The organism is Serratia sp. AR11 (assembly GCF_056376275.1).
Genome location: NZ_CM150739.1, coordinates 3,124,638 through 3,146,895 on the forward strand (window position 1 = coordinate 3,124,638; position 22,258 = coordinate 3,146,895).

The window sequence follows — 22,258 nt, forward strand, 5'->3', positions numbered from 1 at the left end:
CTCGCAGGCGTCCGGCCGTACCCCAAGTGATGTTGCGCCCCGGTCGTGCAGGCAAAAAAATGCCGGCAGATAAACTGCCGGCCGGGTCGTTATTCGAACTCGTTCCAGGAACGGCCATCGCGGGTGATCATCGCCACCGAGGCTACCGGACCCCAGGTACCGGACTGATACGGCTTCGGCGCTTCGTTATCCGCTTTCCAGGCGTCCATGATGGAGTCAACCCACTTCCAGGCTTCTTCCACTTCGTCACGGCGCACAAACAGCGCCTGGATACCACGCATGGTCTCCAGCAGCAGGCGCTCGTAGGCGTCTGCCACGTGCTCCTGGTTGAAGGTCTCTGAGAAACTCAGATCCAGCTTGGTGGTTTGCAGGCGGTGTTTGTGATCCAGGCCAGGGACCTTGTTCAAGACCTGGATCTCGATGCCTTCATCCGGCTGCAGACGAATGGTCAATTTGTTCTGCGGCAGTTGCTGGTAAGAATCGCTGAACAGGTTCAGCGGTGGGTTCTTGAAGTAGACCACCACTTCAGAACACTTGGTCGGCAAGCGCTTACCGGTTCGCAGGTAAAACGGCACGCCGGCCCACTGCCAGTTGTCGATATCGACACGGATAGAGACGAAGGTTTCGGTGTTGCTGCTTTTGTTCGCCCCTTCCTCTTCCAGGTAACCAGGAACCTTTTTGCCCTGCACAAAACCGGCAGTATATTGGCCACGCACCGTGGTTTCGCGCACATTGGTCTGATTGATACGACGCAGTGAGCGCAACACCTTCACTTTCTCATCGCGAATACGGTCAGTGGTCAGATCCGCCGGAGGTGACATGGCAATCATGGTCAGAATTTGCAACAGGTGATTCTGGATCATGTCGCGCATCTGGCCGGCCTGGTCAAAGTAACCCCAGCGCCCTTCAATACCCACCTCTTCCGCTACGGTAATTTGCACCGAGTCGATGGTACGATTGTCCCAGTTGGAGGCAAACAGTGAGTTGGCAAAACGCAGTGCCAGCAGGTTCAACACCGTCTCTTTGCCAAGATAGTGGTCAATACGGTAAACCTGGGACTCGTTGAAATACTCCGCCACCTGATCGTTGATCACGCGCGAAGAGGCCAGATCGGTACCTAGTGGTTTTTCCATCACGACGCGTGCCGGCTCGTGGTTCAGCTTGGCTTCACCCAACCCTTTGCAGATCGCGCCGAAAGTGCTGGGCGGCATGGCAAAATAGTTGATGGTGGTGCGATGTTTCTGATCCAGCATTTTGCCCAATTTGGCAAAATTTTTGCTGTCGTTCACATCCAGGTTGCAGAAGTCCAGGCGCGCACTCAGCGTGGCCCAAAGTTCGTCATCGAGTTTTTCTTTCATAAAGGTGCCAAGCGCTTCCTTGACCACCTTGATATAGGCATCTTTATCCCACTCGGCACGGCCGACGCCGATAATACGGGTATCCGGGTGGATATGACCGGCTTTCTCTAACTGGTACAGGGAAGGCAACAGCTTACGACGCGCCAAATCGCCTTTCGCGCCGAAAATAACCAGGTCACACGCCTGGGCTGTAGAGGTTACCGCCATGTTCATCTCCTCGTTGCAGGATATTTGTAATTTTCTTACATTACTAATGTACTCTCTTTAACTACAGCCAGTAAACCCGGATCAAAAGTAGAAAAAAAGCCCCAAAAATTGCAGTGTTAAGCGCTATTGGCAGTAAATGCCGCTGACTGAACCAAAAACTGTAATTTTCTGTCTTTTTTGACGCTCTTTTACCATTATGAAAGTTAGACACAGGTCATGTTCTGATGAAAAAACTCTGCATACCCTCTGTCGACACTGCCAACGGTTACCAGCACGTAGTATATTTTCACTAAACCGGCATTGATTTCTCCTTTGATTGAAATCGACAAAACCCATGAGTGACTCTCGTTATATGAATACGCTGGAAAAAATCCAGAGCCATCTGGAGCTGCTGAGCAAATCTGAACGGAAAGTCGCCGAGGTGATCCTCGCCTCCCCGCAGACCGCCATTCACTCAAGTATCGCGACGCTGGCCAGGATGGCGGACGTTAGCGAGCCCACCGTCAACCGCTTTTGTCGCCGTCTCGATACCAAGGGTTTTCCCGATTTTAAACTGCATCTTGCCCAAAGCCTGGCCAACGGCACCCCGTACGTAAACCGTAACGTGGAGGAAGATGACAGCGTTGCTTCCTATACCGGTAAAATTTTCGAATCCGTCATGGCCAGCCTTGATACAGTAAAGGCAAATTTGGATATTGCAGCAATCAATCGTGCGGTTGACTTGCTTACCCAGGCAAAAAAAATCTCTTTCTTCGGTTTGGGTGCCTCGGCGGCAGTGGCCCACGACGCGATGAACAAATTTTTCCGCTTCAATATTCCGGTGGTCTATTTCGATGACATCGTCATGCAACGCATGGGATGCATGAATTCCAGCGAGGGGGATGTGGTAGTACTCATCTCCCATACCGGCCGCACCAAGAACCTGGTGGAGATGGCGCAACTGGCACGTGAAAACGATGCCACGGTAATAGCCATTACCTCGCGCGATACCCCACTGGCTCATGAAGCCACGCTGGCATTATTGCTCGATGTTCCGGAAGATACCGACGTTTATATGCCGATGGTATCGCGAATTGCGCAATTAACACTCATCGACGTGCTGGCCACCGGATTTACCTTGCGTAGAGGGGCCAAATTCAGAGATAACTTGAAGCGGGTCAAGGAAGCGTTGAAAGAATCGCGCTTTGATAAGGGTGTGGTTATCCCCAACAGTTTCGACTCGTAACCTATGTGAAAAAAACTGTCGTTCAAAGTCATCTGGACGGCAGCATTAGAGGCAGTACCCTGTAATACGCTCATGCGGGTAACCCGGGTGAAATATCAGTGTAGTAAAATGACATTTCACTCCTGGTTTCGTTATCCGACGTTATCGCAACACCAATAATTTGCTTCACCAGTCAACGGAGTAATACATGTCCAGACGGCTCAGAAGAACCAAAATTGTTACCACCCTGGGTCCGGCTACAGACCGCGACAATAATCTGGAAAAGATCATTGCCGCCGGCGCTAACGTAGTTCGGCTTAACTTTTCCCACGGCACCGCAGAAGACCACCAGATCCGCGCTGACAAAGTGCGCGAAATTGCTGCCAAGTTGGGACGCCACGTCGCTATTCTGGGTGACCTGCAAGGGCCGAAAATTCGTGTTTCCACCTTTAAGGAAGGCAAAATCTTCCTTAACATCGGTGATAAATTCCTGCTTGATGCCAACATGTCCAAGGGCGAAGGCGATAAAGAAAAAGTCGGTATCGACTATAAAGGCCTGCCTGCCGACGTGGTACCCGGCGACGTACTGCTGCTCGATGACGGCCGCGTACAGCTGAAAGTGCTCGAAGTTCAGGGCATGAAAGTGTTTACCGAAGTTACCGTTGGCGGCCCACTGTCCAACAACAAAGGCATCAACAAACTGGGTGGCGGCCTGTCCGCTGAAGCCCTGACCGAGAAAGACAAGGCCGATATCGTCACCGCGGCTAAAATCGGCGTCGACTACCTGGCGGTTTCCTTCCCGCGTACCGGCGAAGATTTGAACTACGCACGTCGACTAGCGCGTGATGCCGGCTGCAACGCCAAGATCGTGTCCAAGGTTGAACGTGCCGAAGCCGTTTGCAGTGACGAAGCCATGGATGACATCATCCTGGCCTCCGACGTCGTGATGGTAGCCCGTGGCGACCTGGGCGTCGAAATCGGCGATCCGGAACTGGTCGGCATCCAGAAAAAACTGATCCGCCGTGCCCGTACGCTCAACCGCGCCGTCATTACCGCGACCCAGATGATGGAGTCGATGATCACCAACCCGATGCCTACCCGTGCCGAAGTCATGGACGTGGCGAACGCCGTGCTGGATGGTACCGACGCCGTGATGCTGTCTGCTGAAACCGCGGCAGGCCAGTACCCGGCAGAAACCGTGGCGGCTATGGCGCGTGTTTGTCTGGGTGCAGAGAAAATCCCAAGCATCAACGTCTCCAAACACCGTCTGGACGTGCAGTTCGACAACATTGAAGAAGCCATTGCCATGTCTTCAATGTACGCGGCTAACCATCTGAAAGGGGTTACCGCACTGATCGCCATGACCGAGTCAGGCCGCACCGCGCTGATGATGTCACGTATCAGCTCCGGTCTGCCGATCTTCGCCATGTCACGCCATGAGCACACGTTGAACCTGACTGCGCTGTACCGCGGCGTTACGCCAGTGTACTTCGACAGCCATAATGACGGCGTTATCGCGGCCAATGACGCGGTTAACCGCCTGCGTGATAAAGGCTTCCTGGTCTCCGGCGATCTGGTGATCGTCACCCAGGGCGACGTGATGGAAACCGTGGGTACCACCAATACCAGCCGTATCCTGCGCGTCGAGTAAAATATACTGCTGCCGGCCGTTAACGCGGTCGGCATTTTTTTACGCTCCCCCTTCCCCCTGAGAAACTCATGTCCAGTCGCCGTTACGGCAAATGGAGAGCCACCGATGCTTCATCAACACCCACAGCAAAATCACAATACGCAAACGCTGGACCTTGACGGCCAGGGGCTGGGAAACCTGGACGATGCCAGTCTGCGGGGCAACTCTCTGCTGAAAATCAGTCTGTACGACAATCAACTTCGCCAGTTCCCAATGCAAATCTTGCAACATCGCAACCTGCAGGTATTGAATATCTCCTGCAACCAGCTCAATGAGTTACCGAGCGAAATTGGTCAACTTCAACGGCTGGCTATGCTCGATTGCGGCCACAATAAAGCCACCAGCGTTCCTGCAAGTATTGGTGAACTGCGTGAGCTGACCTATTTGTATTTGAGCGACAACGCCTTTAGCGGCCTACCCATCGAGCTGGGTAAACTGCACCAGCTGCGCTATCTGAACGTGACGGATAACCAGCTCAGTGAACTGCCGCCAGCTGTTGTGCAGCTCAGTAATCTGCAAGAACTGCGGCTGTACAACAATCAAATTAGTGCGTTACCTGCCACCATCGGCCAGTTGACCGCGCTGCGGGAACTGCACTTGATGAAAAACCGTCTGGCCACGCTGCCGAATGAAATAGCTCAGTTGTCTGAACTGGCCGTGCTGGATCTGGAAAACAACGCGATCAATCGTCTACCGGCGGCATTCTGCCAGTTGGCCAACCTGACTCACCTCAACCTGCGGACTAATCAGTTACAGCAGTTACCGGCGGACTTTGGCCAGTTGACGACCCTGAGCACGCTAGACCTGCGTGCCAACCGCCTGAGTACCTTACCTGACAGCATGGCGGCATTGACCCGTCTGCGACGGTTAGACCTGCGCTGGAACAACTTTGCCCAGATCCCCGCCGTACTGGAGCCGCTAATGGCTCAGGGTTGCATGGTGCATATTTAACACAAAGGGCCAGTCACCCTGAGATGACTGGCCCTTGACGCCAGGAAAACGGTCGCTTAGCGGTATAAATCATCGCGCGAATAAGGTTCAATCTCACCTTCTTTACGCGTTTTCAACAATTTGAGGATCCAGGTGTACTGTTCCGGGTTCGGCCCTACCAGATTTTCGACCTCTTCATTCATCCGACGCGCAATGGTGTGGTCATCGGCGGTGGCCAAATCGTCCATCGGCGGACGAATATAAACATCCAGCATACTGGTTTTGCCGTCATACACCGGGAACAAAGGCACAATGGCCGCACGGCAGACTTTCATCAGACGGCCCACTGCCGGCAGCGTCGCCTTATAGGTGGCGAAGAAGTCGACGAACTCACTGTGTTCGGCACCGTGATCCTGATCGGGCAGATAATAGCCCCAATAGCCCTGGCGCACTGAACTGATAAATGGCTTGATGCCGTCATTGCGCGCATGCATCCGTCCACCAAATTTACGGCGCACCGTATTCCACAGGTAGTCGACCAACGGGTTGCTCTGGTTGTGGAACATCGCCGCCATCGGCTGACCGCGAGCCGCCATTAACATCGCCGGAACATCCACCGCCCAGCCATGTGGTACCAGAAAAATCACGTTACGGCCTTCTTCACGGATTTTATCCAGCACCTCTTCACCGTGCCAGCGAACGCGCTTCAACACTTTTTCCGGTTTGGTACAGGCCAGTTCGGCCATCAGGATCATCGACTGCGGCGCGGTGGCAAACATCTCATCAATGATGTGCTCACGCTCGTTTTCCGGCACTTCCGGCAAGCAATACAGCAGGTTGATGCGCGCACGACGTCGGGCGCCTTTAGCCACCTTGCCGGCCAGCTTGCCAACGGCACCCAACACCGGATCGCGCAAGCGCGCAGGCACCAATGAAATACCGGCCATCAGCCCGGTTCCCAGCCAAACGCCCCAGTATCGCGGGTGGTAAAAGGCTTTCTGAAATTGCGGGATGAACTCTGAGTTAGATTTTTTTTCGTTTTGCATGCACAAGCTCTTAACTTAGCGGTTCGGCTAATCATAATTGCAAAGATTGATTTTGCAATTAACCACGGCGAAGCGCCAATATAAAACAACATCGGCCCGAAATCAGGCCGATGGTATCACTGGCGCATAGCGCCCAAACAAGGGATTAATCCAACTGCAGCTGCGGGGTGACTTCCTTCACCTGCGCCAGATAATCACTGCGATCTTTACCGGTCAATCCTTCAGAGCGCGGCAGTTTCGCCGTCAACGGGTTCACGGCCTGTTGGTTGGTCCACATTTCAAAGTGCAGATGTGGGCCGGTAGAGCGGCCGGTGTTACCGGACAACGCAATACGATCACCACGCTTCACTTTCTGACCTGGCTTAACCAGCAGTTTTTTCAGATGCATATAACGCGTGGTGTACTGGCGACCATGACGAATGGCCACATAGTTACCCGCAGCGCCACTGCGTTTGGCGATAAGTACTTCACCGTCACCCACGGCCAGCACCGGGGTGCCAACCGGCATCGCGAAGTCGACGCCTTTATGCGGCGCAATGCGCCCGGTGACCGGGTTAACCCGGCGTGGGTTGAAGTTTGAGGAAATGCGGAATTGCTTCATGGTCGGGAAACGCATAAAGCCTTTCGCCAGACCAGAACCTTGACGATCGTAGAATTTACCGTCTTCGGCACGAATAGCGTAGTAGTCCTTACCGCCGGTGCGCATACGCACACCCAGCAACTGGCTCTGCGCACTCTTGCCATCAAAGTGTTCGCGGGACATCAATACCGAGAATTGATCGCCCTTGCGCAGTTTGCGGAAATCCAACTGCCACTGCAGCGCCTTGATCACCGCATTGATTTCGGCACGGCTCAGGCCGGCGTTAGCGGCGCTGGTAACAAAGCTGCCGTTGAGTCGGCCGCTGATCACATTATTACGCCATTCACCCTGTTGAGATTCCTGACTTTCTTTGAAGCTGTTGCCCGTACGATCGTAAGTACGGGTCTCGCGGCGGGACACTTCCCAGGTCAAACGCTGCAGATCGCCGGCATCGTTCACTGTCCATGACAGCTGTTGGCCAATTTTCAGATTACGCAGATCGCGGTTCTGCGATGCCAACAGCGTGACGTCCGACATATCGATGCCATATTGGGTCAGGATACTGCCGAGGGTGTCACCCGTGGAAACCACATATTCATGCACTCCATCCTCGCCGGCGACCTTCTGGTCCAGTTCATCCTGTGGGATGTCATCATCGGGGGTGGCTTGGTCAAGATCGATCGGCTCACTGGCTTCTGGCAGCAAGGATCGTAACTGGCTGGATTCTAATTCGATACTCTTAACGATGGGGTTATGTTCTGGGTGATAAACAAAAGGCCGCCAGACGGCAACGGCCAATGTAACCACTGTCAACGACCCCAGCATGACGCGGTGGGGCCGTGGCAGGTTGTTATACGCCAGAGCGATAGTTTTGACTATCTGCTGCACTCGATTTTATCCTCATAATCTTTACTTCAGGCAGCTCACGTACTGGTTTGACAGCTGAGTCAGGAAGTTCCCGTAGCTGTCTTTCCCCAGTGCGATGCCGGTGCCCAGCGGATCCAGCGTTCCAGAACGCACTTTGGTCCCCTTGGCAACCGCATTGATTACGGCCGGCCTGAATTGTGGCTCAGCAAAAACGCATACTGCTTTCTGCTCAACCAACTGTGTTCGAATTTGGTGTAAGCGCTGTGCCCCAGGCTGGATTTCGGGATTAACGGTAAAATGGCCCAGCGGGCTCAAACCGAAATGTTTCTCAAAGTAGCCGTAAGCATCATGAAAAACATAATATCCCTTGCCTTGCACAGGCTTAAGCATGTTACCAACATTTTTGTCAGTTTGCGTCAGCAGATTCTCGAACTGGCGCAGGTTTGCGTCTAATTTGTCTTTATTTTGCGGCATAAGTTCCAATAACCTGTCGTGAATCGCGATCGCGGTCACTTTTGCCACTTCCGGGGACAGCCAAACGTGCATATTATATTCGCCGTGATGGTGCCTATCCCCTTCGTCACTTCCGGCATGGTTATGCGCATCTGCTGCATGATCATGGTCGTGTGCATGGTCGTGATCGTCGTCTTCACCCTTCATCAGCAGCGGTTTGACCCCACTCAATTCACTGATGGCAACCTGGCGGTTAGCCGATATGGAGATTAAGGGTTTGGCCAGAAAGGCTTCCATATCCGGCCCCACCCATACCACCAGATCGGCGGCACGCAGGCGCTGGATATCAGAAGGCCGCAGCGCGAAATCGTGCGGTGATGCGCCATCCGGCAACAGCACTTCGGTCGGCGTTACGCCGTCGGCTATTGCCGCGGCGATAAAACCCACCGGCCGTATAGAAGTCACCACCGCCGCAGACGCGTTGCTCAGCGGCCCGGCCATCATCAATGCGCTGGCCAGCAACGTACGCTGCAGCCATTTATTTTTCTGTGCCATTATCAGTAATCCCGTCGTTTTCATCAGCGAGGCGTGATATTATAACATTCGGTTAGTTCTGCAAAATGTAATCATGAGATGTCCACACTGACAACGCTAAAAAATATCTCCGTCTCCTTTGGTAACCGCAAGGTGCTGTCGAATATTTCGCTCAGCCTGCAGCCGGGCCGTATTCTGACGCTGCTCGGCCCAAATGGCGCGGGCAAATCCACGCTGGTACGAGTGGTGCTGGGGCTGATTGCGCCCACCGAGGGGACACTGGAACGCGAGCCTGGTCTGCGCATTGGCTATGTGCCGCAAAAATTGCACCTCGATGCCACCCTGCCGCTGACCGTCAGCCGCTTTATGCGCCTGAAGCCCGGCGTCAAAAAAGCCGATATTCTGCCGGCGCTTAAGCGTGTGCAGGCGGCCCACCTGCTCGATCAGCCCATGCAAAAACTCTCTGGCGGTGAAAACCAGCGCGTATTGCTGGCTCGGGCGCTGCTGAACAAGCCACAACTGCTGGTGCTGGATGAGCCGACCCAGGGGGTTGATGTTAACGGCCAACTGGCGCTGTACGATCTGATCGACCAACTGCGTAAAGAGTTGGGCTGCGCGGTATTGATGGTGTCCCATGACCTGCACCTGGTGATGGCGAAAACCGACGAAGTGCTGTGCCTCAACCAACACATCTGCTGTTCCGGCGCGCCGGAGGTGGTTTCGATGCATCCTGAATTTATCGCCATGTTCGGCAACCGCGGTGCGGAACAACTGGCGGTCTATCGCCACCACCATAACCACCGTCACGACCTGCAAGGACGAATTGTGTTGAAGAAAACCGGGGGCCGTGAGGCATGATCGAACTGTTATTACCCGGCTGGCTGGCCGGCGTCCTGTTGGCCTGCGCCGCCGGTCCGCTTGGCTCATTTGTGGTCTGGCGACGGATGTCCTATTTCGGCGATACCCTGGCGCACGCCTCGTTACTTGGCGTGGCTTTCGGTCTGCTGCTGGACATCAATCCCTTCTATGCGGTGATTGCCGTGACGCTGGTGTTGGCTCTGGTGTTGGTGTGGCTGGAGCGTCGCCCGCAGCTTTCCGTTGATACCCTGCTCGGGATTATGGCACACAGCGCACTCTCATTGGGGCTGGTCGTGGTGGCGCTGATGTCGAACGTGCGGGTCGATCTGATGGCCTACCTGTTTGGCGATCTGCTGTCGGTCACCCTCACCGATATCTGGATGATTGGCATTGGCGTAACCGTCGTGCTGCTGATCCTGTGGTGGCAGTGGCGCAACCTGCTTTCGATGACCGTCAGTCCGGAACTGGCACATGTCGACGGTGTTAATCTGGTACGTGCGCGCACCGTGTTGATGCTGGTGACGGCCCTGACCATCGGTCTGGCGATGAAATTCGTCGGTGCGCTGATCATCACTTCACTGTTGATTATTCCTGCGGCGACCGCACGCCGCTTCGCTCGCACGCCGGAACAAATGGCCGGATACGCGGTGCTGGTGGGTATACTTGCCGTAACCGGCGGGCTGACCTTTTCGGCCTTCTACGACACCCCGGCCGGTCCGTCGGTCGTCTTGAGCGCCGCGGTGCTGTTTGTTTTAAGCTTATCCAAGAAGCAGCAAGCCTGACCCCCGGCAGCTAGCGATGTCAAAAGGGCCGCAATTGATTCAATTGCGGCCCTTTTTAATGCACAGCGTTCTCTTACTCTTCGCGCACCATGCCAAAGTGCTTATAGGCATGATTGGTCGCCATGCGCCCACGCGGTGTGCGCTGGATAAAACCCTGCTGGATCAGGAAGGGTTCGATAACGTCTTCGATAGTTTCCCGCTCCTCACCAATCGCCGCCGCCAGGTTATCCAGGCCCACTGGCCCGCCGGTGAACTTGTCGATAATCGCCAGCAACAGCTTGCGGTCCATATAGTCAAAACCTTCGGCGTCGACGTTCAACATATCCAGCGCCTGCATCGCCACTTCGCCATTGATGACGCCATTGGCGCGAACTTCGGCAAAGTCACGCACCCGGCGCAGTAAACGGTTGGCAATACGCGGTGTGCCGCGCGCACGACGAGCTACCTGATGAGCACCCTCTTCCGACAGATCCAGCCCCAGGCAATTAGCGCTGCGTGAAACGATATGCTGCAAATCGGCGACCTGATAAAACTCCAGGCGCTGCACAATACCGAAGCGGTCACGCAATGGTGACGTCAGTGAACCGGCACGGGTGGTTGCGCCCACCAGCGTGAACGGCGGCAAATCGAGTTTGATCGAGCGAGCGGCCGGGCCTTCGCCGATCATGATATCCAGTTGGTAATCTTCCATCGCCGGATACAGCACTTCTTCTACTACCGGAGAGAGGCGGTGGATTTCATCGATGAACAGCACGTCGTGTGGCTCGAGGTTGGTCAGCATCGCCGCCAGATCGCCCGCCTTCTCCAATACCGGCCCGGAAGTGGTACGCAGGTTAACGCCCATTTCATTGGCAACGATGTTGGCCAGCGTGGTTTTACCCAGCCCCGGCGGACCGAAAATCAGCAGGTGGTCCAGCGCGTCGCCACGCTGCTTGGCCGCCTGAATAAAGATTTCCATCTGCTCGCGGACATGTGGCTGACCGACGTACTCCGTCAGCAGCTTCGGCCGGATGGCGCGATCAAGAATTTCTTCTTCATTGATCGGTTCGGCAGAAATCAGGCGATCGGCTTCAATCATTCTCTATCCCTTATCGGCGCTTACAGCGCGGCGCGCAACGCGTCGCGGATCAGGGTTTCGCAATCGGCGCCAGGCTTGGCGATTTTGCTGACCATACGGCTGGCTTCCTGCGGTTTGTAGCCTAATGCCACCAGTGCAGATGCCGCCTCGGCTTCCGCGTCCAACTCGGCGGCTTGCGCTGCGGTTGGCAGCGTGATTTCACTGCTGTTATTGAACAGATCGCCATTAAGCCCTTTGAAGCGGTCTTTCATTTCCACCACCAGGCGCTCAGCGGTTTTCTTGCCTACGCCCGGCAATTTCACCAATGAAGTGATCTCTTCACGCTCTACCGCGCTGACGAACTGTTGCGCGGACATGCCGGACAAAATAGCCAGCGCCAGCTTTGGCCCTACGCCGTTGACTTTGATCAACTCGCGGAACAGCGCACGCTCTTGCTTATCATTAAAGCCGTACAGCAGCTGTGCATCTTCGCGCACCACGAATTGGGTAAACACGATAGCCTCTTGCCCCAGTTCCGGCAGCTCATAAAAGCAGGTCATCGGCATATGCACTTCATAGCCCACGCCGTTTGCCTCCAGTAACACCAGCGGCGGCTGCTTTTCCAGAATATAACCTCTGAGACGACCTATCATTTACCCTCCTGCAGAATTCATGAGCATGACCTGCTGTCATGCCGTGCTGGTAAAGCTTATAACATAAAAAAGGCTGGATGAATATCCAGCCTAAGGTATCACCGATCAAGCGCTACTTTAAACGCCCACGCGCCAGGTTCAAGCGCCCTTCACTCATCCGCAACACGTTCTGGCTGAGATGGCAGTGGGTGATGGCGATGGCCAGCGCATCGGCGGCATCAGCCTGAGGGTTGGCCGACAGCTTCAGCAAGGAGCGCACCATATGCTGCACCTGTGCTTTTTCTGCTGCGCCGGTACCGACCACCGTTTGTTTCACCTGGCGTGCCGCATACTCAAACACTTCCAAATCCTGGTTCACGGCGGCGACAATGGCCACACCGCGCGCCTGCCCGAGTTTGAGCGCCGAATCCGGATTTTTCGCCATAAACACCTGTTCGATGGCAAAAAAGTCCGGTTTAAACTGGGTGATGATTTCGCTGACGCCCGCATAAATCAGCTTCAAACGCGTCGGCATGTCATCCACCACGGTACGGATACAGCCGCTGGCCACATAGGTCAACTGGCGGCCCTGCTGGCGAATCAGGCCGTAACCGGTGACGCGCGATCCGGGATCGATACCGAGAATGATCGTCATCCCTACACCCACCTTGCGTTAAGCATTAACTTCGCCAGGCGCTGCCACCAGGCAGCGCCGTACTTCAAGCCGATTACAGCGTGGCCGCGACTTCGTCGGAGATCTCACCGTTGTGGTAAACCTCCTGCACGTCGTCACAGTCTTCCAGCATGTCGATCAGGCGCAACAGCTTGGGCGCGGTTTCCTCATCCATATCGGCCTTGGTCGATGGGATCATGGAAACTTCCGCCGAGTCGGCGGTGAAACCGGCTGCGGTCAGAGCGTCTTTCACTTCGCCGAGGTTTTCCCAGGCGGTGAATACGTCGATCACGCCGTCGTCGTAGCTGACGATATCTTCGGCACCGGCTTCCAGCGCCGCTTCCATCACCACGTCTTCATCCAGGCCCGGTGCGTAAGTGATTACGCCCTTCTTGGTGAACAGGTAAGCCACGGAGCCATCAGTACCCAGGTTACCGCCACATTTGGTGAAGGCATGACGCACTTCGGCCACGGTACGGTTACGGTTATCACTCAGGCATTCGATCATGACGGCAGTGCCGCCCGGGCCGTAGCCTTCATAAATGATGGTTTCCATGTTGGAATCATCGTCACCGCCCACGCCGCGCGCGATGGCACGGTTCAGGGTATCGCGCGTCATGTTGTTGGACAACGCCTTGTCGATAGCCGCACGCAGACGCGGGTTAGCCCCCGGATCGCCACCGCCCAGTTTCGCGGCGGTCACCAGCTCACGAATAATTTTGGTGAAAATTTTACCGCGCTTGGAATCCTGCGCTGCCTTGCGGTGCTTGGTGTTGGCCCACTTACTATGACCTGCCATAAAAAATCTCCGAAAAAAATTACTGGACTGAATTAATCACAAACTCTTCAATCGCCTGCTGATTGCTCCAGGACTTGGTCAACTTCACGGCCTGCGCCGCCTCAAGCCACTGGTAGGCGTGATGTTCGGTAATCACCGGATCGCGCTCTTCAGGCAAAGCCAGACAGAACCAATGCTCTTTATTGCGCGTGGTTCCCGGGGCATAGCGATGTCGCAAATGGACAAAGAGTTCAAACTCCACACAGCGCTGGCAATCGAACAACGGCAGATTCTCTGCTTCGATATCGATGCCGACTTCTTCCATGACCTCACGCCGGGCGGCATGCGGCGGCGACTCATCTTCCTCCAGGCTGCCGGTCACCGACTGCCAGAATTCGATATCATCGCGCCGCTGTAACATCAGCACCCGACCACTGGATTTTGCATAAATCACTACCAGAATAGACTCGGGTCGCTTGTAGTTCATCACTCGCTCTCTTGTTCAGAGGCTTTCTTCACCACGCAGATCGCCAGCTCCTGCAGCGACGCCGGGTTAGCGAAGCTCGGCGCTTCGGTCATCAGACAGGCCGCTGCGGTGGTTTTCGGGAAGGCGATGACGTCACGAATGTTGTCGGTACCGGTCAGCAGCATTACCAGACGATCCAGGCCAAAAGCCAGGCCGGCGTGTGGCGGTGTGCCGTACTTCAATGCGTCCAGCAGGAAGCCAAACTTCTCGCGCTGTTCGTGCTCGTTAATACCGAGAATGCTGAACACCGTCTGCTGCATTTCGCTGCGGTGAATACGCACTGAACCGCCGCCCACTTCATAGCCATTGATAACCATGTCGTAAGCGTTGGCAATAGCGTTAGTTGGCGTGCCAGCCAGCTCTTCCGGGCTCATGTCGCGTGGAGCAGTGAACGGATGGTGCATCGCTGCCAGGCCGCCTTCACCGTCTTCTTCGAACATTGGGAAGTCAACCACCCACAGCGGTGCCCAGCTGTCCAGTTTAGTCAGTTCCAGATCGCGGCCCAGTTTCAGACGCAGTGCGCCCATCGCATCGGTGACAATTTTGAAGCTGTCGGCGCCGAAGAACAGAATGTCGCCTGACTGCGCGTTAGTGCGCGCCAGGATCGCTTCCAGCACTTCTGCGCTGAGGAATTTGGCGATCGGGCTCTGTACGCCTTCCATACCGGCGGCACGGTCATTGACCTTCAACCAGGCCAGGCCTTTGGCGCCATAGATGTTAACGAAAGCGCCGTACTCGTCGATCAGTTTACGCGTTAGCTGCGCGCCGCCCGGAACGCAAATCGCGGCTACGCGGCCTTTGGCATCGTTAGCCGGGCCGGAGAACACTTTGAACTCGACGTCTTTGACCAGATCGGCAACGTCCACCAGTTCCAATGGGTTACGCAGGTCCGGTTTGTCCGAGCCGTAACGACGCATCGCTTCTTCGAAGGTCATGATCGGGAAATCACCCAGATCTACGTTCTTCACGTCCAGCCACAGTTCACGCGCCAGTTTCTCCATCACTTCACGCACCTGTTCGGCGGTCATGAAAGAGGTTTCTACGTCGATCTGGGTAAATTCAGGCTGACGGTCAGCACGCAGGTCTTCGTCGCGGAAGCATTTAACGATTTGATAGTAGCGATCAAAACCGGACATCATCAGCAACTGTTTGAACAGCTGTGGTGACTGCGGTAACGCATAGAATTTGCCTTTATGTACCCGGCTTGGTACCAGGTAGTCACGGGCACCTTCCGGCGTGGCTTTGGTCAACATCGGCGTTTCGATATCGAGGAAGCCGTGGCTGTCCATAAAGCGACGCACAAAACTGGTGATTTTGGCGCGGGTTTTCAGGCGATCGGCCATTTCCGGACGACGCAGATCCAGGTAGCGATATTTCAGGCGCGCTTCTTCGCTGTTGACCTGGTTGGAGTCCAGCGGCAGAGGCTCGGAACGGTTGATGATCTCCAGAGCGTGGGCGAACACTTCCACTTCGCCGGTGGCCATATCTTTATTGATCTGGCTGTCCGGACGGGCACGCACGGTGCCGACGATCTGGATGCAGAATTCATTGCGCAGGTCGTACGCCTTATCGAACGCGGCCTTCTGGTCCGGATCGAAAAACACCTGCACGATGCCTTCGCGGTCGCGCATATCAATAAAGATCAGGCCGCCCAGATCGCGACGACGGTTGACCCAACCACACAAAGTGACTTCCTGGCCCACGTGAGACAGATTCAACTGCCCGCAATATTCAGTACGCATACGCTATCCTTTTGGCTTAAGCCGATGCCGCGCGGGCTTTAGCGCCTGCCACGCGGCTGTTTTCTGATGATTTCTGATGAACTCTACTTATTACCCGGTTTGAAGTCTGTTGCATACCAACCCGTACCCTTTAACTGGAAACCGGTGGACGAAATCAGCTTGGTTAACGCGGGCTGCCCACACGCCGGACAATCTGTCAGCGGCGCATCGGAAAATTTTTGCAGTTTCTCTAACCGAAGGCTGCAAGCACCACATGCATATTCATAAATCGGCATAGGTCGTCGGAGTAAAGTGTGTTGAAAAAAGGCGATCATTATAAAGGAAATTCATGCGCCAGATAAGTGCGAACACGGTTTTGTTGCAGCACTAAATGACGTGTTTTTGCCCGAAGTAACACATTGATTAACAAATTTCCCATTAACCCGTGACGCTTTTTTCACGTAGCCTGAATCAACCCCTGTTTAGCACGCCAGCTCACCTGCGCGTATTTTATCCACCTCGTAACGAGATATTCCCATGTTAAAACTTGATGCTCAAACCACGGCCCTGGTCTTGATTGATTTACAAAACGGCATTCTGCCCTATGCCGGTGGACCACACAGCGCCGAGAGCGTGGTTGCCCATGGTGCACAATTGGCAGCACACTTTCGTTCGCTGGGTGCACCGGTTGTCCTGGTACGCGTCGGCTGGTCAGATACCTTTGCCGAAGCGCTGAAACAGCCGGTGGATCAACCTGCCCCAGCGCCTGCAGGCGGGTTGCCGGCCAACTGGTGGGAATTCCCCGAGTCTCTGGCGGTTAGCGACAGCGATATCCTGGTGACCAAACGCCAATGGGGCGCATTTTACGGTACCGACCTTGAGCTGCAACTGCGTCGCCGCGGCATCAAATCCATCGTGCTGGGGGGCATTGCCACCAACATTGGCGTGGAATCGACCGCCCGTGACGCCTGGGAACACGGCTATGAATTGGTGATCGCCGAAGACCTGTGCAGCGCACCCAACGCTGAAATGCACCAGTTTGCTTTCAACAACATCTTCCCGCGTCTGGCGCGCGTTCGCAGCACCCGTGAAATTCTTGCCGCCATCGGCGAGTAACGTTAAGTTGTAGGGGCGCCGCATACTGCGCCCGCGTTCGACTGACAGGGATAATTAAGGAAGATGCCAGCTTGATGTATATCGGACTCCCACAGTGGCAACACCCGGCCTGGAACCGTATCGGGCTGCGCGATTTGGCGGATTACAGCCGCTACTTTAACTGCGTGGAAGGTAATACCACCTTCTACGCGTTACCGAAACTGGAAATCGTCCAGCGCTGGCGCGACATGACCACCGATGATTTTCGCTTCTGTTTCAAATTTCCCGCCACCATCAGCCATCAGGCCGCACTACGCAACTGTGACGCCGATCTACAAGCCTTTTACCAGTGCCTGAGCCCGGTGCATCAACGTATCGGTCAACTGTGGCTGCAATTGCCCGCCGCGTTCGGCCCGGCGGAGCTACCGGCAATGTGGCAATTTTTTGACGCCTTGCCAAAAGAGTTTACCTACGGAGTGGAAGTCCGCCACCCGGCATTCTTTGGCAAGGGGGAAGAAGAAAGACTGCTGAATCAGGGGCTGCATCAGCGCGGTATCAACCGGGTGATCCTCGACAGCCGGCCGGTGCATCACGCCGTGCCCAATAGCGCGGCAGTGCGCGATGCACAGCAGAAAAAACCCAAACTGCCGGTACACGCGCTGGTCACCGCCAACAATCCATTGGTACGTTTTATCGGTGGCGATGTGTTGCAGGATAACCTGCGCTGGTTCGACGCCTGGCAACAGAAACTGCCCAGTTGGCAAGCTCAACATCAACCCTTCTTGTTTATCCATACGCCGGATAACGGCGATTCCCCGCAACAGGCCCAGAAAATCTGGCAGCAACTGCATCAGGCTATTCCTAATTTACCGCCCCCACCCGACTGGCCCGAGCAGGATGCACTGTTTTGACCTATTAATCTGACCAATAACATCAGATTTTTCCTCGCGACAGTGAATGCAATGGCGGCTATGATGCTGGCTGCCAGTTTTGGTTAGGGAATGGAGTTAAAAATGGTAAGCGCGCTTTATGTCGTGCTCGGCGCACTGTTGTTGCTCAAACTATCTTATGACGTGGTTAGGCTAAGGATGCAATACCGTGTCGCTTACGGAGACGGCGGGTTTTACGAGCTACAGACCGCCATCCGCGTTCACGGCAATGCCGTAGAATACATTCCTATCGCCGCCGTTTTGCTGGTGATCATGGAGATGAACGGCGCTGAAGTATGGATGATCCATATTTGTGGCCTGATGTTGATGGCCGGCCGTTTGGTGCATTATTACGGTTTACGCAATCGTGAAGTCCGCTGGCGTCGTTCCGGCATGACTGCCACCTACCTTTCGTTGGTGTTAATGGTGCTGGCCAATATTTTCTATCTGCCGTGGGATATTATTTTCAGCCTTCATTGATCCCCGCACCACCTCAGGCGGTTACGCCGCCTGCTTCCGCTGCTCTTTCTTGCCATTTTCTGTTAGCATATGCGCCTTCGAATTCTGAACTGATTTGCCGCCATGCCAAACCGCGATACTCTTTTTTCTGCCCCAATCGCCAAACTGGGCGACTGGACCTTCGACGAACGCGTCGCTGAAGTGTTCCCTGACATGATCCAGCGTTCCGTTCCCGGCTATTCCAATATCATTTCAATGATTGGCATGCTGGCCGAACGTTTCGTTCAGCCCGACAGCCAGGTGTATGACCTCGGCTGTTCACTGGGCGCCGCGACGCTGTCGATGCGAAGGAATATCAAGGTGGCGGGTTGTAACATCATTGCCGTCGACAATTCCCCGGCGATGGTGGAACGCTGCCGCCGCCATATTGACGCCTTCCGCGCCGACACCCCGGTAGAAGTGATTGAGGCTGATATTCTCGATATCAAAATCGAAAATGCCTCGATGGTGGTGTTGAACTTCACCCTGCAATTCCTGGAGCCGGCCGACCGCCTGCGCCTGCTGGAACAGGTTTATCGCGGGCTGCGTCCGGGCGGCGCACTGGTGCTGTCGGAGAAATTCAGTTTTGAAGATGCCGACGTCGGCGAGTTGCTGTTCAACATGCACCACGATTTTAAACGTGCCAACGGCTACAGCGAACTGGAAATCAGCCAGAAGCGCAGCATGCTGGAAAACGTCATGCTGACCGACTCCGTAGCCGCCCACAAGACGCGTTTGAAGCAGGCCGGCTTCGAGCATGCGGAAGTCTGGTTCCAGTGCTTTAACTTCGGTTCACTGATCGCCCTGAAATCGGGGGCGGCAGCATGATTGAGTTTGGTGATTTTTATCAACGCATCGCAAAAGGCAACCTCAGCCATTGGCTCGATACCCTGCCCGCGCAGCTTAGCGCCTGGCAGCGTGAGTCGCTGCACGGCAAGTTCAAACAGTGGTTTAATTCGGTTGAACACCTGCCGGCACTGACGCCGACCCGTCTGAATTTGCTGAACGGCGTGCGTGCCGAGATGGACACCCCTCTGTCACCGGGTCAGTTGGAAGGCATCGAAAAAATGCTGCGCACCATGATGCCGTGGCGTAAAGGGCCGTTCTCGCTGTATGGCATCGATATCGACACCGAATGGCATTCCGACTGGAAATGGGATCGCGTTTTACCGCACATTTCACCGCTGGCCGGCCGCACCATTCTTGATGTCGGCTGTGGCAGCGGTTATCACCTGTGGCGCATGCTTGGCGCCGGTGCGCAGTTGGCGGTCGGCATCGATCCGATGCAACTGTTCCTGTGTCAGTTCGAAGCGGTGCGTAAACTGCTGGGCGGCGATCAGCGCGCTCACCTGCTACCGCTCGGCATTGAGCAACTGCCGGAGCTGGCCGCCTTCGACACGGTATTTTCGATGGGTGTGCTGTATCACCGCCGCTCGCCGCTGGATCACCTCTACCAGTTGAAAAACCAGCTGGTTAGCGAAGGTGAACTGGTGTTGGAAACGCTGGTAATAGAAGGCGACCGCAATCAGGTATTGGTACCCGGTGACCGCTATGCGCAAATGCGCAACGTCTATTTTATTCCGTCTGCCGAAGCGCTGAAGTGCTGGCTGGAGAAGTGCGGTTTCGTCGACGTGAAAATCGCCGACATGTGCGTGACCAGCACCGAAGAGCAACGCCGCACCGACTGGATGACCAGCGAGTCACTGGCCGAGTTCCTCGATCCTAACGACCCGGGCAAAACCATCGAAGGTTACCCCGCCCCGCTGCGCGCCGTGCTGGTGGCCAAAAAACCTTAATGCTTGCCAATCGGGCCTGGGAGACCAGGCCCTGTATTATCACTTGTCGACATCTACAATCCGCAGTTCATACACCATAGTGGCATCCGGTGGGATTTGGGGCGCGTAGCCCGCCTCTCCATAGGCCAGCTCTGGCGGAACCACCATCGTCAGTGAACCATGATTTTTCAGGTAACCGATGGCTTCACGGAATAACGGCGGGAACGCCGACAGCGACTGGGAAAGTACCTTCCCACTGCTCTCCATATCCTGAATGACGAGTCCATCGGTCAGCGTTTCTTTTACCACCACATCTACCCGAGAGGTTTCAGCGATGGCTCCGTCGCCCGGGTAGTCAATCCGGTACCAGAAACCGGAGGACGATTTCTTTGCCCCTTTTTTCTTTTTGAATTCAGCGACAAAAGATTCACCCTTGGCGCGCTGATCCATTAACACCTGGTTTCTGGCAACATTCACGGCTTGTTCCGATTCCGTCAGCGCGCTTGCCAATAGTTTTTCACTCAATTGGTACTGCCCATTGAAAGTGTCAATCACGCCGGCCAACAGTGCAGTCCTATCGGGATCAATACCCCAACTCTTACGTTCGGTCAGCAGGGTCTGAATATCTCGTCCCAGTGCCACACCGGCGGCATAACTCTGCCGATCACGGTCTTTTTCCAATGCCTGATGGTCCAGCAAGAGTCTGCCCTGGGAACGCAACCCTTCGATTTCGTCACGCAGTTTTTTTTGCACCCGATTGGCAGTGACCTGCGCTTCATCAGACTGTTTCGCCTGCTGCAGATTCTTATCCTGAAGCTGCGTGAGCTGCTGCTGAAGCCCACTTATCGCCTTGGCGGCCTCAGACTTTTGCTGTTCCAGCTCCTGCTGCGTCTTTGCGATTAGCGCCTGCATCTGTTGTTCCTTCGGCGTCAAATTAAACGCCTGTCGTAAGCCGCTGGCGAACTTGCTTAATTCGGTAAGATCCTGTTGTGACATCACCTTATTTGATTCCTTCGCGCGCAATGCCGTTAACTCCTGCTGCAAAGACTGTATTCTGGCCTGCTGATGCTCCAGTTGAGCTTCATTTTCACGCAGTGTCGCCCGGGCTGCCGCCAATTGCTGCTGCTGGCGCACGGAAAGCTCTCGCGTCTGGCCCCCCTTGCTCACGGGCTTTGCGGCCGGTGTCTTGGCCGGCGGTAACTTGTCTTTCGGAGCTTGCTGTGGCTCCTGCCGGTGATATTGCTCTGCAAACTGCAGCAAGGCGGGTACGCCGTCATCCGCATAAAGCGAGCCCGGCGCCACCATCAGCGGCAGCATTAAGCCCAAAAGAGTCAATCGGGAACAAGAGCTCATTGTATGCGTTCTCCTCGATCGGCGAGGGTGGTCATCATGGTGGCGCTGATATCAGCGCAAGTGCGGCTAATGCGATAGCGATAAAGCGAATCAACAGTTTCCTGAGTATCCATCGTGACACTTGATCGTACTCCGGCATATTGCGCCGCGCCGCTCATCAAAGTGTCAAATTCGAGTTTGAATTTTTTGTACTTCTCGGGGTCCATATTTTTCATGGCCTCAAGTTCATGTTGACATTGCTGTATACGTTCGGCCTCGCGTTGTTTTTTATCTTGCTCTATCGTTTCTGTTGCACCGATTTTATTCACGGCGGTCACGGGGCGTTTGACCTTTTGACAGCCGGTCAATGTCATGGCCAACAAAAGGGTAGCGGTTAGGCAATATGCCGATCTGGTCATTGTTTTTATCTCCATTATTAAGTCCAAAAAGGACTTCAGTTTATGTCCATAACGGCCACTTGGCGCGTTGAGACAGGTCGAAGTAGTTATATCGCAACATAGTTATCGCTAACGTCATTTAAATTTAATAAACCAATGAAATTAATAACATAGAATAAAATCAGTTAAAATAAAAACAAGGGGCCGTTAACATTTAACCAAACACATTCACAAAACAAATAACTACTATCAAATTAATCTATAAAAATAATGCCATCCGACATTAAAAAATAAAATCTATCAGCTGATAATAACTTGCACAAGGGAATATATAA

The 22,258-nt window shown here is 54.6% G+C and carries 23 protein-coding genes; 10 read left to right on the forward strand and 13 right to left on the reverse strand.

The genetic code is table 11. The features are described from left to right. Positions 1-89: 89 nt before the first annotated feature. On the reverse strand, positions 90-1,565 hold the full coding sequence (zwf, locus tag ACSOSI_RS14725; RefSeq protein WP_012145492.1) for a glucose-6-phosphate dehydrogenase: 1,476 nt from the start codon (positions 1,563-1,565) through the stop codon (positions 90-92). Positions 1,566-1,917: 352 nt separating this feature from the next. Between zwf and ACSOSI_RS14730 the strand changes: the two genes are divergently transcribed. The 3 genes from ACSOSI_RS14730 to ACSOSI_RS14740 all read left to right on the forward strand — a co-directional run bounded on the left by ACSOSI_RS14730 (position 1,918) and on the right by ACSOSI_RS14740 (position 5,410). Beyond that, positions 1,918-2,790: a MurR/RpiR family transcriptional regulator gene (locus ACSOSI_RS14730; RefSeq protein WP_012145493.1), complete on the forward strand. Its 873-nt coding sequence runs from the start codon at positions 1,918-1,920 to the stop codon at positions 2,788-2,790. Between the two features lie 187 nt (positions 2,791-2,977). Then, positions 2,978-4,420, forward strand: coding sequence for a pyruvate kinase (gene pyk / locus ACSOSI_RS14735; protein ID WP_012145494.1), 1,443 nt, complete (start codon positions 2,978-2,980; stop codon positions 4,418-4,420). Between the two features lie 105 nt (positions 4,421-4,525). Beyond that, entirely contained in the window at positions 4,526-5,410 is an 885-nt protein-coding gene (locus ACSOSI_RS14740) for a leucine-rich repeat domain-containing protein (RefSeq protein WP_261408859.1), read from the forward strand. Between the two features lie 56 nt (positions 5,411-5,466). Here the strand turns inward: ACSOSI_RS14740 and lpxM are convergent, their stop codons facing one another. The 3 genes from lpxM to znuA all read right to left on the reverse strand — a co-directional run bounded on the left by lpxM (position 5,467) and on the right by znuA (position 8,890). Then, complete coding sequence (lpxM, locus tag ACSOSI_RS14745) at positions 5,467-6,435, reverse strand: lauroyl-Kdo(2)-lipid IV(A) myristoyltransferase (RefSeq protein ID WP_012145495.1); 969 nt, start codon at positions 6,433-6,435, stop codon at positions 5,467-5,469. Positions 6,436-6,580: 145 nt separating this feature from the next. Next, complete coding sequence (gene mepM / locus ACSOSI_RS14750) at positions 6,581-7,903, reverse strand: murein DD-endopeptidase MepM (protein ID WP_012145496.1); 1,323 nt, start codon at positions 7,901-7,903, stop codon at positions 6,581-6,583. 21 nt (positions 7,904-7,924) lie between these two features. Beyond that, a complete protein-coding gene (gene znuA / locus ACSOSI_RS14755; protein WP_476705678.1) occupies positions 7,925-8,890 on the reverse strand; it encodes a zinc ABC transporter substrate-binding protein ZnuA in 966 nt (321 codons plus the stop codon). Between the two features lie 78 nt (positions 8,891-8,968). On the opposite strand from znuA, the gene znuC reads away from it, so the two are divergent. Further along, a complete protein-coding gene (gene znuC / locus ACSOSI_RS14760) occupies positions 8,969-9,727 on the forward strand; it encodes a zinc ABC transporter ATP-binding protein ZnuC (RefSeq protein ID WP_012145498.1) in 759 nt (252 codons plus the stop codon). Next, positions 9,724-10,509, forward strand: coding sequence for a zinc ABC transporter permease subunit ZnuB (gene znuB, locus ACSOSI_RS14765; RefSeq protein ID WP_012145499.1), 786 nt, complete (start codon positions 9,724-9,726; stop codon positions 10,507-10,509). The genes znuC and znuB overlap by 4 nt, the downstream gene beginning before the upstream one ends. Before the next feature lie 73 nt (positions 10,510-10,582). Here the strand turns inward: znuB and ruvB are convergent, their stop codons facing one another. From ruvB to ACSOSI_RS14800, 7 genes are all read right to left on the reverse strand, one after another. Next, a complete protein-coding gene (gene ruvB / locus ACSOSI_RS14770) occupies positions 10,583-11,587 on the reverse strand; it encodes a Holliday junction branch migration DNA helicase RuvB (protein WP_012145500.1) in 1,005 nt (334 codons plus the stop codon). A 20-nt stretch (positions 11,588-11,607) separates the two neighbouring features. Continuing rightward, entirely contained in the window at positions 11,608-12,219 is a 612-nt protein-coding gene (ruvA, locus tag ACSOSI_RS14775; RefSeq protein ID WP_012145501.1) for a Holliday junction branch migration protein RuvA, read from the reverse strand. Between the two features lie 112 nt (positions 12,220-12,331). Beyond that, positions 12,332-12,853, reverse strand: a complete 522-nt coding sequence (gene ruvC / locus ACSOSI_RS14780; RefSeq protein WP_012145502.1) for a crossover junction endodeoxyribonuclease RuvC — start codon at positions 12,851-12,853, stop codon at positions 12,332-12,334. A gap of 73 nt (positions 12,854-12,926) precedes the next feature. Beyond that, a complete protein-coding gene (locus tag ACSOSI_RS14785) occupies positions 12,927-13,670 on the reverse strand; it encodes a YebC/PmpR family DNA-binding transcriptional regulator (RefSeq protein ID WP_012145503.1) in 744 nt (247 codons plus the stop codon). Positions 13,671-13,689: 19 nt separating this feature from the next. Beyond that, positions 13,690-14,136, reverse strand: a complete 447-nt coding sequence (nudB, locus tag ACSOSI_RS14790) for a dihydroneopterin triphosphate diphosphatase (protein ID WP_017893088.1) — start codon at positions 14,134-14,136, stop codon at positions 13,690-13,692. Beyond that, on the reverse strand, positions 14,136-15,917 hold the full coding sequence (gene aspS, locus ACSOSI_RS14795) for an aspartate--tRNA ligase (RefSeq protein WP_012145505.1): 1,782 nt from the start codon (positions 15,915-15,917) through the stop codon (positions 14,136-14,138). Before aspS ends, nudB begins: the two co-directional genes overlap by 1 nt. 83 nt (positions 15,918-16,000) lie before the next feature. Beyond that, positions 16,001-16,231, reverse strand: coding sequence for an FmdB family zinc ribbon protein (locus ACSOSI_RS14800; protein WP_331251156.1), 231 nt, complete (start codon positions 16,229-16,231; stop codon positions 16,001-16,003). A gap of 202 nt (positions 16,232-16,433) precedes the next feature. On the opposite strand from ACSOSI_RS14800, the gene ACSOSI_RS14805 reads away from it, so the two are divergent. From ACSOSI_RS14805 to cmoB, 5 genes are all read left to right on the forward strand, one after another. After that, positions 16,434-17,012, forward strand: coding sequence for a hydrolase (locus ACSOSI_RS14805; RefSeq protein ID WP_259189626.1), 579 nt, complete (start codon positions 16,434-16,436; stop codon positions 17,010-17,012). 74 nt (positions 17,013-17,086) lie between these two features. Further along, positions 17,087-17,902, forward strand: coding sequence for a DUF72 domain-containing protein (locus tag ACSOSI_RS14810; protein ID WP_261278342.1), 816 nt, complete (start codon positions 17,087-17,089; stop codon positions 17,900-17,902). 102 nt (positions 17,903-18,004) lie between these two features. Further along, a complete protein-coding gene (locus ACSOSI_RS14815) occupies positions 18,005-18,400 on the forward strand; it encodes an MAPEG family protein (protein ID WP_012145509.1) in 396 nt (131 codons plus the stop codon). A gap of 102 nt (positions 18,401-18,502) precedes the next feature. Next, on the forward strand, positions 18,503-19,246 hold the full coding sequence (cmoA, locus tag ACSOSI_RS14820) for a carboxy-S-adenosyl-L-methionine synthase CmoA (protein WP_012145510.1): 744 nt from the start codon (positions 18,503-18,505) through the stop codon (positions 19,244-19,246). Next, entirely contained in the window at positions 19,243-20,214 is a 972-nt protein-coding gene (gene cmoB, locus ACSOSI_RS14825; RefSeq protein ID WP_476705679.1) for a tRNA 5-methoxyuridine(34)/uridine 5-oxyacetic acid(34) synthase CmoB, read from the forward strand. The genes cmoA and cmoB overlap by 4 nt, the downstream gene beginning before the upstream one ends. Positions 20,215-20,253: 39 nt before the next feature. Here cmoB and ACSOSI_RS14830 read toward each other — a convergent pair whose 3' ends face one another. Together ACSOSI_RS14830 and ACSOSI_RS14835 are read right to left on the reverse strand one after the other, a co-directional pair. Further along, a complete protein-coding gene (locus tag ACSOSI_RS14830) occupies positions 20,254-21,546 on the reverse strand; it encodes an FKBP-type peptidyl-prolyl cis-trans isomerase N-terminal domain-containing protein (protein WP_476705680.1) in 1,293 nt (430 codons plus the stop codon). Beyond that, positions 21,543-21,944, reverse strand: a complete 402-nt coding sequence (locus ACSOSI_RS14835) for a hypothetical protein (protein WP_218216585.1) — start codon at positions 21,942-21,944, stop codon at positions 21,543-21,545. Before ACSOSI_RS14835 ends, ACSOSI_RS14830 begins: the two co-directional genes overlap by 4 nt. Positions 21,945-22,258 lie beyond the last annotated feature (314 nt).

Coding starts and splice junctions, on each gene's coding strand:
- cmoA (WP_012145510.1), top strand. CDS start 18,503: ATGCCAAACCGCGATACTCTTTTTTCTGCCCCAATCGCCAAACTGGGC.
- ACSOSI_RS14805 (WP_259189626.1), top strand. CDS start 16,434: ATGTTAAAACTTGATGCTCAAACCACGGCCCTGGTCTTGATTGATTTA.
- ACSOSI_RS14740 (WP_261408859.1), top strand. CDS start 4,526: ATGCTTCATCAACACCCACAGCAAAATCACAATACGCAAACGCTGGAC.
- ACSOSI_RS14830 (WP_476705680.1), bottom strand. CDS start 21,546: ATGAGCTCTTGTTCCCGATTGACTCTTTTGGGCTTAATGCTGCCGCTG.
- ACSOSI_RS14730 (WP_012145493.1), top strand. CDS start 1,918: ATGAATACGCTGGAAAAAATCCAGAGCCATCTGGAGCTGCTGAGCAAA.
- nudB (WP_017893088.1), bottom strand. CDS start 14,136: ATGAACTACAAGCGACCCGAGTCTATTCTGGTAGTGATTTATGCAAAA.
- znuB (WP_012145499.1), top strand. CDS start 9,724: ATGATCGAACTGTTATTACCCGGCTGGCTGGCCGGCGTCCTGTTGGCC.
- cmoB (WP_476705679.1), top strand. CDS start 19,243: ATGATTGAGTTTGGTGATTTTTATCAACGCATCGCAAAAGGCAACCTC.
- ACSOSI_RS14810 (WP_261278342.1), top strand. CDS start 17,087: ATGTATATCGGACTCCCACAGTGGCAACACCCGGCCTGGAACCGTATC.
- lpxM (WP_012145495.1), bottom strand. CDS start 6,435: ATGCAAAACGAAAAAAAATCTAACTCAGAGTTCATCCCGCAATTTCAG.
- ACSOSI_RS14800 (WP_331251156.1), bottom strand. CDS start 16,231: ATGATCGCCTTTTTTCAACACACTTTACTCCGACGACCTATGCCGATT.
- ruvB (WP_012145500.1), bottom strand. CDS start 11,587: ATGATTGAAGCCGATCGCCTGATTTCTGCCGAACCGATCAATGAAGAA.
- ruvA (WP_012145501.1), bottom strand. CDS start 12,219: ATGATAGGTCGTCTCAGAGGTTATATTCTGGAAAAGCAGCCGCCGCTG.
- znuC (WP_012145498.1), top strand. CDS start 8,969: ATGTCCACACTGACAACGCTAAAAAATATCTCCGTCTCCTTTGGTAAC.
- ACSOSI_RS14815 (WP_012145509.1), top strand. CDS start 18,005: ATGGTAAGCGCGCTTTATGTCGTGCTCGGCGCACTGTTGTTGCTCAAA.
- ruvC (WP_012145502.1), bottom strand. CDS start 12,853: ATGACGATCATTCTCGGTATCGATCCCGGATCGCGCGTCACCGGTTAC.
- pyk (WP_012145494.1), top strand. CDS start 2,978: ATGTCCAGACGGCTCAGAAGAACCAAAATTGTTACCACCCTGGGTCCG.
- ACSOSI_RS14785 (WP_012145503.1), bottom strand. CDS start 13,670: ATGGCAGGTCATAGTAAGTGGGCCAACACCAAGCACCGCAAGGCAGCG.
- aspS (WP_012145505.1), bottom strand. CDS start 15,917: ATGCGTACTGAATATTGCGGGCAGTTGAATCTGTCTCACGTGGGCCAG.
- ACSOSI_RS14835 (WP_218216585.1), bottom strand. CDS start 21,944: ATGACCAGATCGGCATATTGCCTAACCGCTACCCTTTTGTTGGCCATG.
- zwf (WP_012145492.1), bottom strand. CDS start 1,565: ATGGCGGTAACCTCTACAGCCCAGGCGTGTGACCTGGTTATTTTCGGC.
- znuA (WP_476705678.1), bottom strand. CDS start 8,890: ATGGCACAGAAAAATAAATGGCTGCAGCGTACGTTGCTGGCCAGCGCA.